This window comes from Kribbella sp. WER1, assembly GCF_054189145.1.
Genome location: NZ_CM135186.1, coordinates 1,975,925 through 1,989,966, shown reverse-complemented (window position 1 = coordinate 1,989,966; position 14,042 = coordinate 1,975,925). Strand labels below are relative to the sequence as shown.

At 68.9% G+C, this 14,042-nt stretch carries 11 protein-coding genes; 5 read left to right on the top strand and 6 right to left on the bottom strand.

What is annotated here, in order from left to right:
• Positions 1-11 precede the first annotated feature (11 nt).
• Genes ACXJJ3_RS09665 through pdxA form a run of 3 tightly spaced genes read left to right on the top strand, consistent with a single transcriptional unit; the run spans position 12 to position 2,901 of the window.
• Positions 12-836 (top strand): DeoR/GlpR family DNA-binding transcription regulator, encoded by an 825-nt coding sequence (locus tag ACXJJ3_RS09665; RefSeq protein ID WP_458169627.1) that lies wholly within the window; start codon positions 12-14, stop codon positions 834-836.
• Positions 833-1,876 carry a four-carbon acid sugar kinase family protein gene (locus ACXJJ3_RS09660; protein ID WP_458169626.1) on the top strand — a complete coding sequence of 348 codons (1,044 nt, stop codon included), beginning with the start codon at positions 833-835 and terminating at the stop codon, positions 1,874-1,876. Before ACXJJ3_RS09665 ends, ACXJJ3_RS09660 begins: the two co-directional genes overlap by 4 nt.
• Entirely contained in the window at positions 1,873-2,901 is a 1,029-nt protein-coding gene (pdxA, locus tag ACXJJ3_RS09655; protein ID WP_458169625.1) for a 4-hydroxythreonine-4-phosphate dehydrogenase PdxA, read from the top strand. Before ACXJJ3_RS09660 ends, pdxA begins: the two co-directional genes overlap by 4 nt.
• A gap of 90 nt (positions 2,902-2,991) precedes the next feature.
• Here pdxA and ACXJJ3_RS09650 read toward each other — a convergent pair whose 3' ends face one another.
• From ACXJJ3_RS09650 to ACXJJ3_RS09625, 6 genes are all read right to left on the bottom strand, one after another.
• Positions 2,992-3,771 (bottom strand): DeoR/GlpR family DNA-binding transcription regulator, encoded by a 780-nt coding sequence (locus ACXJJ3_RS09650; RefSeq protein WP_458169624.1) that lies wholly within the window; start codon positions 3,769-3,771, stop codon positions 2,992-2,994.
• Positions 3,768-4,373, bottom strand: coding sequence for a YesL family protein (locus ACXJJ3_RS09645; protein ID WP_458169623.1), 606 nt, complete (start codon positions 4,371-4,373; stop codon positions 3,768-3,770). The genes ACXJJ3_RS09650 and ACXJJ3_RS09645 overlap by 4 nt, the downstream gene beginning before the upstream one ends.
• Positions 4,370-5,260 (bottom strand): carbohydrate ABC transporter permease, encoded by an 891-nt coding sequence (locus ACXJJ3_RS09640; RefSeq protein ID WP_458169622.1) that lies wholly within the window; start codon positions 5,258-5,260, stop codon positions 4,370-4,372. The genes ACXJJ3_RS09645 and ACXJJ3_RS09640 overlap by 4 nt, the downstream gene beginning before the upstream one ends.
• On the bottom strand, positions 5,261-6,250 hold the full coding sequence (locus ACXJJ3_RS09635; protein ID WP_458169621.1) for an ABC transporter permease: 990 nt from the start codon (positions 6,248-6,250) through the stop codon (positions 5,261-5,263).
• A 7-nt stretch (positions 6,251-6,257) separates the two neighbouring features.
• The gene (locus ACXJJ3_RS09630) at positions 6,258-7,799 is read right to left on the bottom strand and encodes a hypothetical protein (protein WP_458169620.1); all 1,542 of its coding nucleotides are present in this window, start codon (positions 7,797-7,799) and stop codon (positions 6,258-6,260) included.
• 287 nt (positions 7,800-8,086) lie between these two features.
• On the bottom strand, positions 8,087-10,093 hold the full coding sequence (locus ACXJJ3_RS09625; RefSeq protein WP_458169619.1) for a DHA2 family efflux MFS transporter permease subunit: 2,007 nt from the start codon (positions 10,091-10,093) through the stop codon (positions 8,087-8,089).
• A gap of 85 nt (positions 10,094-10,178) precedes the next feature.
• Between ACXJJ3_RS09625 and hemW the strand changes: the two genes are divergently transcribed.
• Together hemW and ACXJJ3_RS09615 are read left to right on the top strand one after the other, a co-directional pair.
• Positions 10,179-11,390, top strand: coding sequence for a radical SAM family heme chaperone HemW (gene hemW / locus ACXJJ3_RS09620; protein ID WP_458169618.1), 1,212 nt, complete (start codon positions 10,179-10,181; stop codon positions 11,388-11,390).
• 271 nt (positions 11,391-11,661) lie between these two features.
• A complete protein-coding gene (locus ACXJJ3_RS09615) occupies positions 11,662-14,034 on the top strand; it encodes a polysaccharide lyase 8 family protein (RefSeq protein ID WP_458169617.1) in 2,373 nt (790 codons plus the stop codon).
• Positions 14,035-14,042 lie beyond the last annotated feature (8 nt).

The following is a 14,042-nucleotide window of genomic DNA, read 5'->3' as shown; positions in this document are numbered from 1 at the left end:
AGGAGTCCACCATGGTCGACGCGAGGACAGGCCGCACCGCAACGGAAGTCGTCAGGCCGCTGCGTTCGCGGGACCGGCGGGAGGAGATCCTCCGGCTCGCGACCGAGAGCGGACTGGCCAGCGTCGAGCAGCTGGCCGAGTGGTTCGGCGTGACCGCCTCGACGATCCGGCGCGACCTCGCGCGGCTCAGCGAGAGCGGCCGGCTGGCCCGGACGTACGGCGGCGCGATCGCCGTACCGAGCTGGACCGAGCTGTCGCTGTCGCAGCGCGACACCGAGGCGCACGCCGCGAAACGGGCGATCGCCCGGTGGGCCGCGGCGCAGATCGAGCCGGGGAGTTCGGTGCTGCTGGACGCCGGGACGACCGTGGCGCTGGTCGCGCGGGAGCTGCCGACCGATGCGAACCTGACCGTGACGACGGCGAGCATTCCGGTGCTCGGTCATGTGCAGGGGCGCGACGACATCACCACGCACTGTCTCGGTGGGCGGTTGCGGGCGATGAGTGACGCGTTCGTGGGTCCGCTGACCGAGGCGGCGCTGGACCGGATGAGCTTCGACGCGGCGTTCCTCGGCGCCGACGGGGTGACGAGCGACGGCGGGCTGTGCGAGGCGGAGCTCGAGCAGACGCGGTTGAAGGAGCTGATGGCGCGACGCGCGAGCACTGTGTATGTGCTGGTGCACGCGGCGAAGCTGAACCACCGGCCGTTCCGTTCCTGGGCGCGGCTCGACGGGCCGTTCACGATCGTGACCGATGCGGACGCGGACGCCGACGTGGTCGCCGAGTTCCGCCGGGCAGGGCGCGAGCTGGTGGTCGTGCCGCGCGAGTCCTCCCGATGACCGCGTTGGTCGTCCACGCCGACGACCTGACCGGTGCCGCCGAGACCGCCGCGCTGTTCCGGCACGTCAGCCCGGCGGGGACGTCGCTGCAGCTGCACTCCGGACGTCCGGGTGACGGGCTGACGGTGATCGATCTGGACACCCGCAACCTGCCGGCGGAGGAGGCCGAGCGCCGTGCGCGCCAGGCGCTCGAGAGAACCGGCGTACCGCTGTTCACCAAGCTCGACTCGATGCTGCGCGGCAACTACACGGCGCACCTGCGCGCGCTCGACCCCGCGAACCACCCGATCGTCCTCACGCCCGCGCTTCCGGCCGCCGGCCGCCACGTCGTCGACGGCCACCTGCTGATCCCCGGCGGCACCCCGATCAACCTGCACGACACCCTCCCGTCCGGCATCACCATCGCCGACGCCTCCACCGACGAAGACCTCGACCGCCTGCTCGACGCCACCTGGCACCTCCCCGGCGTCCGCTACGCAGGCGCCGGCGGCCTGGCCGCAGCCCTCGCCCGCCGCCTCACCACCAGTTGCACCACGCCCACCACCCCCCTCGAAGCCACCGGCATCCTCTACGTCGTAGGCACCGCCGAACCGATAGCCCAACACCAACTAACAACCCTCCAAGAACAAGCCGAGCTGGAAGAAGTCACCATCACCCCGAATTCGTCGGTGGAGGTTGCTCGGCTCGGGGGAGTGTTGGCCCAAGGCGGGACTGTGGTGTTGAAGGCGCCTGGTGGGTCTTACGAACCTGCTGCGGTTGCGCTTGCTCTGGGGGCGGCTGCTCGGGAGGTGCTTGCTGATGGCAACGGGCAGGCCGCGCTGGTGCTGACCGGTGGGCATACCGCGCGGACCGTGCTGGAGGTGCTCGGGGTCGAGCAGCTTGATGTTGTCGACGAGATTCATCACGGCGCGGTGCTGTCCCGCACCGGGGACGGGCGGCCGGTGGTCACTCGTCCCGGGAGTTTCGGGGAGCGTTCGTCGTTCGCCGAGATCCACGCCGTACTCCGCCCGTTCTCCGTCCGGAAGGCCACCACATCGTGACTACCTCAGCCCCTCAGGAACTACCCCGGATCGCCGTCACCATGGGCGACGGCGCCGGTGTCGGTCCGGAAGTGTGTGTCGGCGCGCTGCTCGCCCCCGACGTCGCCGCGCTGTGCCGGCCGATCGTGATCGGCGACGCGGAACGGCTCCGCCAGGCGGCCACGATCCTCGGCGTCGACGCGGACGTCGTACCGGTCGAGGACGTCGCGGACGCGGTGTTCACGCCCGGCCGGATCAACGTCGTCGACCTCGCGCTGCTGCCCGCGGACCTGCCGTGGGGTGCGGTCAGCGCGGTCGCGGGCGATGCGGCGTACCACTACATCCGGGTCGCGTCCGAGCTCGCCCAGCGCGGTCAGGTGTCGGCGATCTGTACGGCGCCGCTGAACAAGGAGGCGCTGCACGCCGGCGGCCACCTGTACCCGGGCCACACCGAACTCCTCGCCGAGCTGACCGGCACCCCCGAGGTGTCGATGATGCTGTCGACGCCGAAGGTGAAGGTGATCCACGTGACCACCCACATCGGCCTGATCGACGCGGTCGCGAAGATCGAGCCCGGGCTGGTCGAGCGGACGATCCGCCGCGGCCACACCGCGATGCTGAGCTCCGGGGTCGCCGAGCCGAAGATCGGGGTCTGCGCGATCAACCCGCACGCCGGCGAGAACGGCCTCTTCGGGTACGGCGAGGAGGCCGAGAAGATCGAGCCCGCGATCGAGGCGGTCCGCGCGGACGGCATCGACGCCCGCGGCCCGCTGCCGGCCGACACCGCGTTCTTCCTGGCAGGACGGGGCGACTACGACCTGATCGTGGCGATGTACCACGACCAGGGCCACGGCCCGGTGAAGGTCCTCGGCATCGAGACCGGCGTGAACATCACCGTCGGCCTGCCGGTGATCCGTACGTCCGTCGACCACGGCACCGCCTTCGACATCGCCGGCAAGGGCACGGTCACCGTCGACAGCATGATCGAGGCCCTCCGCCAAGCAGCCGAACTCTCCCGCGCCACCGCCGGCACCACCGCGGCCTGACCGCAGCACAGGTTGTCCCCTGGTGTGACCGGTTCTCCCACCTTGAAAGAGAGGAAGAACCGTCCACACCAGGGGACAACCCCGGCGGAGTCAGCGGAGCGGAGGGGCGAGTTGTACGTCGACGCCGTGGTGGCGGAAGTCGGCGACGACGGCCGGATCGGCGGACTCGTCGGTGATCAGGGTCCAGCCGTTCGGGAGCGGGGCCCACGCGTGGAACGGCCGGTGCCCGAGCTTGGCGGCATGCGCCAGTACGTATGTCTTCGCCGACTGCGCGGCCATGACCTCTTTCATCCGGGTCTGCCGGAGATCGGCCTCACAGATCCCGTCGACGGCCGAGACGCCGTCGCCGCCGAGGAAGACCCGGTCGAACGTCATCCGTTCCAGGGCGATCTCGGTCAGTGGGCCGACCAGCCCGTGGCTCACGTGCCGCAACGTCCCGCCGAGGCACTCGACGTGGACCTGCGGCGAGTCCGCGAGGATCATCATCGCGTCCAGGCTCGTGGTCACCACCGTCACGCCTTCGCTGTCCCGCAGCTCGTGCGCCAGCGCGCCGACCGTCGACCCGGCATCGAGCAGTACGGTCTCACCCGGAGCGATGTCCGCGGCGGCCCGGTGCGCGATCGCGCGCTTGGCCTCGAACGCCTCGCCCAGCCGTTGTTTCATCGACGCCTCGTGCGACGTCAGCACCGGGATCGCCCCGCCGTACGTGCGGGCCAGCTCGCCCGCGCGGGTCAACTCGGCCAGGTCGCGGCGGATCGTCGACGTCGCGACCCGGTAGGCCGCGGCGAGCTCGGCGACCGTCCCGATGCCGACGCTGTGCGCCCGCCGGACGATGTCGGCCCGCCGCTCCTCCCCAGGCAGTCTGCTCACGCGGACCTGAACCCCCGCTCGTCGAGGAACACCGTCAATCCACCCACCACGCTGACACCGAAGAATACGGCCAGCGCGGGGTACCGGCCCATCACGAACGACAGCACCACGGCGACCGCGACGATCAGGAACGTACTGAACGGATGCGACAACGCGTACCACCACGCCGTCCGGACCGTGGCCCGCGCCGGTCCGCGGTCCCGTACGTAGAAGTACGGCAGATGTACGACGGTGACGACGACCATCGCCCCGGCCGCGACCGCGAGCGCGAACAGCACCTGCCCGACCGGCCCGCCCTGTCCGCGGGCGATCATCCCGTCCGCGACGAGCAGCAGGCCGACGAACAGCACGGCGTACCCGAGGAGGTTCGCGCGGAGCAGGTCCGCGCGGACCTCAGCCCAGAACAGCCGGGTGGTGCGCTGCTCCCGGCTGTCCGGATCGGTCAGCCAACGGCGGAGGACGGCGTACGTCGCGGCCGTGGCGGGGAACGCGCCGACGACGATGCCGCCGGCCAGCGTCGCCCCGAGCCAGAGCAGGTTCAGCCAGGCGAGGCGGGCGATCCAGTCACAGATCGCCGCGACGCCGGAGTTGACCCTGGTCATCCCTTCACCGCGCCGGTCAGGATGCCCTTGCTGAAGTACCGCTGCGCCCACGGGTAGAAGCACAGGATCGGGACGATCGCGAACACCATCGTGGCGGCCTGGATGTTCACCGGGTAGATCTCGTGCCCGTGCGACTGGATCTGCTGGAACGACGCGGCGTCCGCGTCACCGGCGATCAGCAGGTTGTACAGCACCAGCTGGATCGGGGCCAGCGACCGGTCCCGGAAGTAGATCAGCGGGATCAGGAACGAGTTCCAGATCTGCACCGCGTAGAAGATCGCGACGGTGGCGATCACCGGGCGCGACAGCGGCAGGTAGATCCGCCACATCACCTGCAGGTCGTTGGCGCCGTCAACGAACGCGGATTCCTCGAGCTCGTCCGGGATCGTCCGCAGGAACGAGATCGTGACGATCAGCAGGAACGTGCTGAACCCCCACGGGATCACCATCACCAGCCAGTTGTCGACGAAGCCGAGCTTCTGGTTGACGATGTACGCCGGCACGATGCCCGCGTCGAAGATCCACGTGACGATGAAGCCCATCATGATCACGCCCGCGCCGACGAGCCGCTTCTTCGACAGCGCGTACCCGGTGAGGAACGTGATCACCACCGAGAACGCCGTACCGGCAGCCGTGTACCAGGCGGAGTTCAGCACGCCGCGCAGGATCCCGAGCCGGGGCGTGCTCAGGACGTACCGGTAGGTCTCGATGTTCAGCCCTTTCGGCCAGCCGAACACGTGGCCGGCGGCAACGAACCGGCCGTCGGACAGCGACACCGAGAGGATGTAGACGAACGGATAGATGCACAACAGCGCGATGATCACCAGGATCGTAGTGTTGACCACGCCGAACGCGCTGAACCGGGACCGCTGGGAAGTGACAGCCATCTAGAACAGCCCCGAATCGTTGACCTTTTTGGCGGCCCGGTTGGCCGTCACGACCATCACCAGCGCGATCACGCCCTGGATCAGGCCGACCGCCGCGCCGTAGCTGTAGTTGGGGAACCCGCGGGACGCGAACGCCTGCCGGTAGACGTAGGTCTGCACCACGTCCGCGGTCTCGTACACGCTCGGGTTGTACATCAGCAGGATCTTGTCCAGGTCGACCGTCAGCACCTGCCCGATCGCCAGGATCAGCATCACGATCATCATCGGCCGGATCGACGGCAGTGTGACGTGCAGCATCTGCTTCCAGCGGCCGGCGCCGTCGATCTCGGCGGCCTCGTAGAGCGCCGGGCTGATACCGGCCATCGCCGCGATGTAGATGATCGTCCCGTATCCGAAGGTCTGCCAGACGTTCATGCCGATGTACAGCGGCCGGAACCAGCCGGGTTCGGCGAAGAAGAAGATCGAGTGTCCGCCGAAGGCCTCGATCACCTTGTTCACCAGGCCGCCCTGCGGCGACAGCAAGGTGTAGAGGATGCTCACCAGCACCGCGGACGAGATGAAGTACGGCACGAAGCTGAGCGTCTGCACCGACTTCTTCAGCCACTTGGTGCGGACCTCGTTCAGGAACAGCGCGAACACGATCGGGATCGGGAACGAGAACAACAAGGTGCCGAAGGCAAGCAGCACCGTGTTCTTCACCAGCTTCAGTACGCCAGGGTCGGTAAGGAACCGGTGGAACTGGTCGAAGCCGACCCACTTGCTCCCGCTGATGCCCTGGAACGGGCTGTACTGCTGGAACGCGATCACCAGCGCGCCGACCGGCGCGAACTTGAACAGCACCAGGTGGATCAGGCCCGGGACGAGGATCAGGTACAGCAACTTGTCGCGGCGCAGGGACCGGCCGAGCTTGGCCAGCTTGCCGCGGCCCCCGGCCGGCCGCTGGGCAGCGGCCGGCCGGGAGGATGAGCGGGTCAGTTCAGTGGTGGCCATCAGAGACTCACTTGCTCGTCGCGGACCAGGCGGCGTTCTCGATGTCGTTCAGCTGCTGGTAGCCCTTCTGCTTCGCGTCGCCGACGAACTGGTCCCATTCGCTCATCGGCCGCTTGCCGTTGACGAACTTGGTCAGTTCGGCGAGCACGAACGGCTCCACCGCGGCCAGCAGGTCGGTGCGCTTCTTCAGCTGGTCGGCGTCGTACTTGATGACAGGTGTGTCGGTCAGGTACGTGTTGAAGTACTGCCCGGCGAAGGACTTGGTCTTCTTGTCCATCCACTGGTAGTACGCCTGGTTGTCCACCGGAGCCGGGAAGGTGAGCCGGTCCTGGAGGAAGTTCCACGCCTTGGTGCCGGCCGGCTTGTTGCCCTCGACCGCGAAGTCCAGCGTGTACTCCGGCTTGCCGCCGGCCAGCTTGTACGACGTCCCTTCGACGCCGTAGTGCATGGTCGTCTCGCCCTTCTCGGAGTACAGGTTGTCGATGAACTTCATGATCGCGTCCGCGTTCTTCGCCGACGAGCTGACCGCGAACACCCGGTTCAGGTTCCACCGCGGGTTCGCCGGGACCTTGCCCTGGGCACCGGTCGTGGTCTTGAACGCCGGCATCACGTCGACGGCGAACTTCGGGTCGTTCTTCGGGCCGCCGTTCTCCAGGAACCAGCTCGGCCGGGTGAAGAAGTCGTCGGAGACGCTGGCGCGGCCGGTCAGGATCTTGGTCTGCCAGCTGTCCTCGGTGTTCGCACCGGCGATCCACTCGGGGTCCACCAGGCCCTCGGTGTACAGCTGGTGGTACCAGGTGATCATGTCCTTGAAGCCCGGTGACAGCAGGTCGGTGTTGCCGAGCTTGTCGTCGGCGATGCCGTGCACGGTGCCGTTGGCGTCCGCGCGGAAGGCCGCGTCGTACACGTAGGCCCAGCGCAGGAAGGCGTCCCGGCCGGTGAGCGGGAAGTAGTTCTTGGTGCTGGCGTAGTGCTTCTTCAGCGTCCGCAGCGCGTCGGTCAGCTCCGCCGTCGTGGTCGGCGGCTTGGTGATCCCGGCGGCCTTCAGCATGTCGGAGCGGTAGAAGGTGACCGGGGAGATCCGCGGCGACTCGGTCGGAAGACCGTAGATCTTGCCGTCCTTGGCGGTGATCAGCTGCTTGTACTTCGGGTTCGCGTCGATGTACTTCTTCAGGTTCGGCGCGTCCTTGTCGATCAGCGGGGCGAGGTCCTGGAACGCGCCCTGCTGGCCGTACACCTCGGTCTGCGAGATGTTCGCGATCACGGCGTCCTGCACCTTGCCCGAGCTGAGTGCCAGGTCGAGCTGCTGGAAATAGCCGTCCTCGGGACCGCCGTCGATGGTCTGTACTTTCACGCCGGATTGTTTCTCCAGTTCCGGCAGCCAGTTCAGGTCGTCGAGCCAGGCCTTGAAACGGTCCGGCAGCCGGTAGCTGAACTCGGTGCCGGACGAGCCGCCCGCCCCGTCGTCGTTCGTGCCGGAACAGGCGCCGGCGGCCAGACCGATGACCGCGACCGAGGCGATAACACGGGCGAACCGCATCGTCCTCATGTGGGTACTCCTTCGCGCTGGGATTTCCTTCGAGGCAGGCGGGCACGCGGCGGCGGGGTTCACCCGGCCCCGGCACCCGGACGGCAACTGACTGCCGTACCCCCATCACCTGCAACTGGCTGAAGACTGTGCCGAGCACGCTACTGCGCGAACCACGCGCTGTCTAGCGTTCCGCGCAGCACTGTAGCCAAATCCTGCTCATCTCGCGCAAGTTGAGCCTGTTTCGTGCGCGCGATGACCAGACGTGCTGCTTCGGAAGCCTGATCTGCGCATCGCGCGCGAGTCGGTCAGGCGGTGGCGAGGGCGTGCCGGCCGGTGGTCAGCGACTGGCCCTGGTCGATCATCTGCTCGGCGATCCGGTCCACGGCGGTGGAGAAGGCCTCGGAGTTCTCCGGGTCCCAGTCGGCGAGGTGGTCGAGCATCCAGACCCGGAAGGCGCCGACGAAGCGCTGGAACATCTCCAGCCCGAGGGTGGTGAAGCGGTAGTGGCCGAGCGTCTCCGACAAGTAGCCGTCGGCAACCAGTTGGGTGGCCAGCGGCTCGAGTACGCCGGGCGGCATCCGCAGGTCGCCGGTCATCTCGGCGAGGGTCGCGGAGCCGGACTCGGCGCCGCCGCGGAAGACGCGCATGATCAGCCAGGTCTGCGCGGAGCTCAACGGGATACCGGACTGGGCCAGCACCTCCGGCGCGGGGTTGCGCTTGTGATGCCGTACGACGAGCGCCGCCAGCTTCTGGAGTTCGTGCTCGGAGTCGAACGAGGCCGGTGCCGCGAAGTTCTCGCCGACGTCGGACGCGGCCATCCGGGCGGTGTCGCGGAGCGGGACCTCCTTCAGCAGCAGCGCGGTGAGGAAGCCCAGCCCGGCCACCGGCACCGCCCACAGGAACACCACGTGCAGCGAGTCGGCGTACGCCGCGGTGATCACCTTTCGCGCCGCGTCGGGCAGTCCGCGGACGCCCTCCACGGTCGCCGCCACCCGCGGGTCGACCTGCGCGGTCTGTACCGCAACGCCGAGCTTCTCGGGCAGCTGGTGCGCGTAGATCGACCCGAACACCGCGACCCCGAAGGAACTGCCCATTGTGCGCAGGAAGCTGACGCCGGAGGTCGCGACGCCGAGGTCCGAGTAGTCGACGGTGCTCTGTACGACGACGGTCGGTACCGGCATGCACGCGCCGACGCCGAGCCCGAGGACCACCATGAACCCGGCGGTCTCGACGTACGACGTGCTGTTGTCCAGCAGCGAGAGCAGGTACAGCCCGACGCCGATCAGGATCGTGCCGAAGATCGGGAACAGCCGGTACCGGCCGGTCTTGCTGATGATCTGCCCGACTGTCACCGACGCGACCAGCAGCCCGACCACCAGCGGCAGCATCTGCAGCCCGGACTCGGTCGCCGAGGCGCCGTGCACGAACTGCAGGTACGTCGGCAGGTACGTGACGCCGCCGAGCATCGCGAACCCGATGATGAAGCTCATGATCGAGCACACCGTGAACACCGGCGAGCGGAACAACCGCAACGGCAGCAGTGGCTCGGCCGCCCGTCGCTCGGCCAGCACGAACAACCCGAGTGCGAGCACCGAGCCGACCGCCATCGCGATGATCACCGGCGAGGTCCAGGCGTACTCGTTCCCGCCCCAGGTGGTGACCAGCGTCAGCCCGGTCGCGGCGATCCCGATGAACAGGATGCCGAGGTAGTCGATCTTCGGCCCGACCGCGGCCTTCACCGACGGAAGGGTGATCGAGGCAACGATCAGCACGATGATGCCGAGCGGCAGGTTCACGTAGAACGCCCACCGCCAGCTCAGGTGGTCGACGAACAGCCCGCCGAGCAGCGGCCCGGCGACCGTCGACACCCCGAACACCGAACCCATCACGCCCTGGTACCGGCCGCGCTCGCTGAGCGGTACGACGTCCGCGATCACGGCCATCGCGGTGACCATCAGGCCGCCCGCGCCGAGGCCCTGGACCGCCCGGGACCCGACCAGCCAGAGCATCGAGTGCGACATCCCGCAGAGCGCGGACCCGGCCAGGAACAGCACGACGCTGAGCAGGAACATCGGCTTGCGCCCGTACAGGTCGCCGAACTTCCCGATCAGCGCGGTCATGATCGTCTCGGCGAGCAGGTACGAGGTCACCACCCAGGACAGGTGGTTCGCCCCGCCGAGGTCGCTGACGATGGTCGGCAGCGCGGTCGCCACGATCGTCTGATCGAGGGCCGCGAGCAACATTCCGAGCATGATCGCCACCACGACCGCGTTCCGGGTGGCACGTCCGACGGGGTGAGCCTCGGTGTCCATGAACCGAATGTAACGACTGCCGGACGGTGTGTGAGGTGCGAAACGACGGAAATCCGGTCTCGAAACCGTTCCGTAGGATGGGCGGGTGCCGTCGACATTGCCCGAGGGGGAGGTTGCGCCCCGGGACGGGGCGTTGCCGGATGCTGCTGTCCAGGAGGCCGCCGGGCGGCCGTTCGGTTTCTACCTGCACGTGCCGTTCTGTGCGTCACGGTGCGGCTACTGCGACTTCAACACCTACACGGCCCGCGAGCTGGGCGGCGGCGGATCACAGGCGTCGTACGCCGACACCGCGGTCGCCGAGGTGCGGCTGGCGCGGAAGGTGCTGGGCGACCTGGACCGGCCGGTGGACACCGTGTTCTTCGGGGGCGGTACGCCGACGCTGCTGCCGGCCGCGGATCTCGGCAAGATGCTGGCGGCGGTCCGGGACGAGTTCGGGCTCGCGCCGGACGCGGAGGTGACGACCGAGGCGAACCCGGAGTCGGTGGATCCGGCGTACCTCGAGGCGTTGCTGGCGGCCGGGTTCAACCGGGTCAGCTTCGGGATGCAGAGCTCGGCGTCCCACGTTCTGAAGATCCTCGACCGGCAGCACAGTCCGGGCCGGGCGCTGGAGGCTGCTCGGGAAGCGACCGCGGCCGGCTTCGAGCATGTGAACCTCGACCTGATCTACGGCACCCCCGGTGAGTCGCTGGAGGACTGGCGGGCGTCGCTCGAGTCGGCGTTGTCGGCGCAGCCCGATCACGTGAGCGCGTACGCGCTGATCGTCGAGGACGGGACCCAGCTCGCCCGGCGGATCCGGCGCGGTGAGCTGCCGATGCCGGACGACGACGACCTCGCGGACAAGTACGTGCTCGCCGACTCGTTGCTGTCCGCCGCGGGCCTGGGGTGGTACGAGGTGTCGAACTGGGCGCGGAGTACGGCGGCGCGCTGCCGGCACAACGAGCTGTACTGGCGCGGCGACACCTGGTGGGGGATCGGGCCGGGCGCGCACAGTCACGTCGGTGGGGTGCGGTGGTGGAACGTGAAGCATCCGAGCGCGTACGCCGAGCGGATCGCGGCCGGCGAGAGTCCGGCGTACGCACGGGAGACGCTGGACGCGGAGACCCGGCGGGTCGAGCGGGTGCTGCTCGAGGTGCGGTTGTCGGCGGGGCTGCCGCTCGACGTCCTCGACGCGGCCGGGCGGGCGGTGGTCGGTCAGGTGGTCGCGGACGGGCTCGCCGTACTGACCGACGGGCGGCTGGTGCTGACCGATCGCGGGCGGCTGCTGGCAGACGCGGTGGTCCGCGACCTGCTGCCCTGACCCCTCCGCCCGTCAACGGCCCGTCAACGGCCCGTCAACGGCCCGTCCACGGCGCGTGCTCCGCGCGTGCTCCGCGCGTGCTCCGCGCGTGCTCCGCGCGTGCTCCGCGCGTGCTCCGCGCGTGCTCCGCGCGTGCTCCGCGCGTGCTCTGTGACGGCCGGGGGTCACGGAGCTGAAATGATCAGAACTGATCACAGTCACCTGTTGACGACTGTTACGAGCACGCGGCAGGCTTGGCGGTAAGCGTTTACTACTCGTCGAGGAGTCCGCGATGCCGCCCTTCATCCGTCGTCGGCTGTTGTTGCAGACCGGGCTCGCCGCCGGAGCGCTGAGTGCGCTCGGGCTGCCCGCCCGGGCGTTCGCGGAGGACGAGTTCGACGTCCTACGGGCCCGGTGGGCCGAGCTGAACACCGGCGGGGCGATCGACGCCGCCGATCCGGCGTACACGAGTGCGCTCACGAAGCTCGGCGAGCAGGCGCGGCAGTTTGTCGACAGTCTGATTGTCGACAACAATCGGACGGCGCTGTGGGCGGACCTGCCGCTCAGCCCGTCGAGCGGGAACTTCTCGATCAGCTACACCCGTCTGAAGACGATCGCGCTGGCCCGGGCGACACCCGGGACCGGAATGCCGGACAACGCCGGCGAGTTGCTCGGTGGAGCGCTCGACTTCCTGAACGCGCGGTCGTTCAACGAGACGCTCAAGGAGACCGGGAACTGGTGGTTCTGGGAGATCGGCGCCCCGCGGGCCGTCCTCGACACCTGCATCCTCGCGTACGACGTGCTGTCCGCCGAGCAGCTCGCGAAGTACGTGGCGGCCGTCGACCACTTCGTCCCCGACCCGAACCGCCGGACCAACTCGCCCTCGCTGCGGGAGACCGGCGCGAACCGGGTCGACAAGGCGCTGATCGTCGCGCTCCGCGGCATCGTCGGACAGTCGGCCGGCAGCTTGTCGACAGCCCGCGACGCGCTCAGCGACGTCGCCGAGTCCGGGAAGAACTCGGTCTTCACCTACGTCACCAGCGGCGACGGGTTCTACCGCGACGGCTCTTTCGTCCAGCACGGCAACCTGGCGTACGTCGGGACGTACGGCAACGTCGCGCTCGGCGGTGTCGCGAACCTGATCGCGCTGCTCGGCGGCTCCAGTTGGGAGATCACCGACCCGAACCGCGCCGTCCTGCTGGACGCGGTCGACGCGAGCTTCGCGCCGTTCATGGCCGACGGGCTGATGATGGACTGCGTCTCCGGCCGCGCGATCTCCCGCGAGGCCGCCGGCGACCACCGCAACGGCCACGGCACCACGTCGACCGTCCTGCTGCTCGCGAGCGGCGTCGCGGAGCCGTACGCCTCGCGGTACCGGGCGCTCGCGAAGAGCTGGATCACCCGCGACCGGCTCGGCGACTACCTGCCCGGTGCGTCGATCCCGGAGATCTCGCGGGCGAAGGCGCTGCTCGCGGACGGCGCGGTGACACCCGCACCGGCCGTACCGCGGCACTACCAGTTCTACAACCAGGATCGCGTGGTGCACCGCCGGCCGGGCTGGACGTTCGCGATCGCGATGTCCTCGAAGCGGATGGCGCGATACGAGTGGGGCAACGGCGAGAACCTCCGCGGGTGGTACGTCGGCGACGGCATGACGTACCTGTACAACGCCGACCAGTCGCAGTACTACGACGCGTACTGGCCGACCGTCGACGCGCAGCGGATGCCCGGGACCACCGTCAGCACGAAACCGCGGCAGCCGGGTGGGAGCGGCAGCGGTACGGGGACCGTGGCGGCGTATGCGGACTGGGTCGGCGGCGCCTCGTACAAGGACGTCGCGGGGGCGGTCGGGATGCACCTGATCAACTACGACAAGAGCTTGCAGGCGCGGAAGTCGTGGTTCTGCCTGCGGGACTCGGTCGTCGCGCTCGGCGCCGGGATCGTCGGGACCGACGGCTATCCGGTGGAGACGATTGTCGACAATCGGAATGTCCACGAAAACGGGACGGCGGCGCTGTCGGTCGACGGGCGCGCGGCTGTCGATCAGACGTACGGCGATCCGCGGTGGGCACATCTCGAGGGGGTCGGCGGGTACGTGTTCCCCGCGGGCGGCCAGTTGCGGGTCGAGCGGGAGGACAGGACCGGTTCCTGGTCGGAGATCAACATCGGGAACGACACTGCCGGGTCGACGACGCCGTACACCCGGCGGTACGCCAAGCTCGTCCTGGAGCATGGGACGGATGCCGGGTCGTACGCGTACGTCCTGTTGCCCAACGCGACCGCCCGGCAGACGGCCGAGCGGTCGGTCGACACCGGGCTGACCGTCCTTGTCAACAATCCGACAGTCCAGGCAGTCGTCTCCCACCGCGAGAACCTGGTACTGGCGAACTTCTGGGCAGCGGGTTCCGTCTCCGGCGCCGGCGCCCGGGTGGCGAGTGACTGCCCCGCCTCCGTGGTCGTCGGGAAGGACGGGCCGGTGACGACCGTTGCCGTGTCGGATCCGAGCCGGACCGCGCAGGTGGTTCGGGTGACTGTCGGGCGGCGGGTGGGAGACGTGGTCGCCAAGGACCCGGCCGTGACTGTTGTTGCTTCCGGCAAGGAGCTGGTGATCGACGTCGCCGTGGGTGGCACCCGCGGCGCTACGCACAGCGTTTCCTGCCGGTAAGCCTTCAC

Excerpts from the sequence above, each read along its gene's own strand:
- ACXJJ3_RS09665 (WP_458169627.1), top strand. The coding sequence starts at position 12 with ATGGTCGACGCGAGGACAGGCCGCACCGCAACGGAAGTCGTCAGGCCG.
- ACXJJ3_RS09660 (WP_458169626.1), top strand. The coding sequence starts at position 833 with ATGACCGCGTTGGTCGTCCACGCCGACGACCTGACCGGTGCCGCCGAG.
- ACXJJ3_RS09645 (WP_458169623.1), bottom strand. The coding sequence starts at position 4,373 with ATGACCAGGGTCAACTCCGGCGTCGCGGCGATCTGTGACTGGATCGCC.
- ACXJJ3_RS09640 (WP_458169622.1), bottom strand. The coding sequence starts at position 5,260 with ATGGCTGTCACTTCCCAGCGGTCCCGGTTCAGCGCGTTCGGCGTGGTC.
- ACXJJ3_RS09635 (WP_458169621.1), bottom strand. The coding sequence starts at position 6,250 with ATGGCCACCACTGAACTGACCCGCTCATCCTCCCGGCCGGCCGCTGCC.
- ACXJJ3_RS09630 (WP_458169620.1), bottom strand. The coding sequence starts at position 7,799 with ATGAGGACGATGCGGTTCGCCCGTGTTATCGCCTCGGTCGCGGTCATC.
- ACXJJ3_RS09625 (WP_458169619.1), bottom strand. The coding sequence starts at position 10,093 with ATGGACACCGAGGCTCACCCCGTCGGACGTGCCACCCGGAACGCGGTC.
- ACXJJ3_RS09615 (WP_458169617.1), top strand. The coding sequence starts at position 11,662 with ATGCCGCCCTTCATCCGTCGTCGGCTGTTGTTGCAGACCGGGCTCGCC.